The organism is Flavobacterium sp. W22_SRS_FK3, assembly GCF_052113665.1.
In the GTDB taxonomy this organism is placed as follows: Bacteria; Bacteroidota; Bacteroidia; order Flavobacteriales; family Flavobacteriaceae; genus Flavobacterium.
On sequence record NZ_JBGQOF010000066.1, the window covers coordinates 1 to 1,520 of the forward strand.

Annotated in this window: 3 protein-coding genes; 2 read left to right on the forward strand and 1 reads right to left on the reverse strand. The window is 30.3% G+C overall.

The window, feature by feature from the left end; translation table 11 throughout:
• The first annotated feature begins 251 nt into the window (after positions 1 to 251).
• Positions 252 to 446, forward strand: coding sequence for a hypothetical protein (locus tag ACEN2I_RS19950; RefSeq protein WP_441767831.1), 195 nt, complete (start codon positions 252 to 254; stop codon positions 444 to 446).
• Here the strand turns inward: ACEN2I_RS19950 and ACEN2I_RS19955 are convergent.
• Positions 408 to 617: a hypothetical protein gene (locus ACEN2I_RS19955; RefSeq protein WP_441767832.1), complete on the reverse strand. Its 210-nt coding sequence runs from the start codon at positions 615 to 617 to the stop codon at positions 408 to 410. The two genes, ACEN2I_RS19950 and ACEN2I_RS19955, sit on opposite strands and share 39 nt — an antisense overlap.
• Positions 618 to 683: 66 nt before the next feature.
• On the opposite strand from ACEN2I_RS19955, the gene ACEN2I_RS19960 reads away from it, so the two are divergent.
• Entirely contained in the window at positions 684 to 983 is a 300-nt protein-coding gene (locus ACEN2I_RS19960) for a hypothetical protein (protein ID WP_441767833.1), read from the forward strand.
• The last annotated feature ends 537 nt before the right edge of the window (positions 984 to 1,520 follow it).

A 1,520-nucleotide genomic window follows, 5' to 3' on the forward strand; every position in this document is an offset into this window, starting at 1 on the left:
ACCATAATTATAATTTTTAGTTATATTCGTAAGGTACAAAATCTCAATAAGTGCTACCGAAGGTTTAGTTCAACAGCCGTTTGCCAAGATTGGGGATTTAGTGGAATTAGCGTTTTTTTACTACATTTACGTTAAGCCGAAAATACTCGGTTTAAAAAGTCCCCAACCTCGGCAAGCGCCAAGACGTTATGCCTCAGTTCACCGAACGGACGCAGAAAAAAGAACGTTTTTCATAATACTTAAATTTAAAGATGATTAAATATATTGAGTTAAATAACGATGATTTTGAATCAGCCATTACTATCGTCAAAACAGTAAAGGACAACGGAAGATTGCTTGTTAAATTAAACAGACAAACATACGGTGGACTAATTACGTTAGACGGAACTGCCGAAGAAATTAAATTATTATGTTCTATCTTGGAAGATAATGGTATCATAACGTAGTGATATATCAATTTCAATTCCAACGGAATTAAAAATTACAATTGCTTTTTTAAAGTGATCTAAATGCTCTTTTGTTTCCGAATAATTTTCAGAAACAAATTCAAGTATTTGAAATGCGGTGTCTGTATTACCAAACATTTCTTTGTCTTGTGATGTTTCAATTTGTGACATAATAATTAATTTTAAAATTGCTTCTAACTTAAATGGTGTAGAAGATAACCCATAAAAAACATAAAAATGAATCCTTTTATAATTCTTATAATTAGTGTCTTAATTCTTGCTCTTAATGTTTATTTCACACGTTGGGTTTTTAGAATTGAAGAAATAATTGAAATTCAAAAAGAACAGACAAAATTGTTGAAAAAAATATCTGAAAACATTCATACAAACCGAAGTATTTCAGTTGAAGAACAAAATGCAAATATTTCAGATACTTCAAGAGTTTTATTTGACCCAAATGTTTGTCCTGTATGCCAAAATCCAATACATAAATTTGATAAAAATTGTTCAAATTGCGGACTTACCGTAAAAGAATAAAACCGACAATGATAAAAAAAACACCAACATTATAATTAGATTTTAATTAAGGTTAAAACCTAGTTTGGTTGACAAACTAGGTTTTTTTTGGGGCATCTCGCCTACTGAGATAATCTAAGTTTGACTTTTAATGTTGTGAAAACATGGAAACAATTATTGCTTTGGCATTTGTATACTTAATTGTATGCGCCTCCAAAAAATAATTAAGCTAGACTTAGTTATTATCTTTTCTTTTTAAGAACATCGCTCGTTATTTTTAACGAGCTTTGTCTTGAAAGTTATTATGAATCTGACTTTTAATAAGTACAGAAAATTGGAATAAATAAAGAACCGAAGGCATAACAGTCGTTACAAGCAATTTGGGCATTTGGCTTAATTTAAAGATGGTTTTGTGTCAGTAAAAACAGTCATTAACCGAAAGATTACGCATACTTAACCCCAAACTGCTTGTAGCGACAAGACGTCAGGCTGTGAAAAAACCTCTTTTTTCGATTTAAATCTTCAAAATTTGGGATACTGCAATTCAAATAAAGCCTT

What these genes read in the sequence shown, in the direction of transcription:
- ACEN2I_RS19955 (WP_441767832.1), bottom strand. Translation starts at nt 617, where the DNA reads ATGTCACAAATTGAAACATCACAAGACAAAGAAATGTTTGGTAATACA.
- ACEN2I_RS19960 (WP_441767833.1), top strand. Translation starts at nt 684, where the DNA reads ATGAATCCTTTTATAATTCTTATAATTAGTGTCTTAATTCTTGCTCTT.
- ACEN2I_RS19950 (WP_441767831.1), top strand. Translation starts at nt 252, where the DNA reads ATGATTAAATATATTGAGTTAAATAACGATGATTTTGAATCAGCCATT.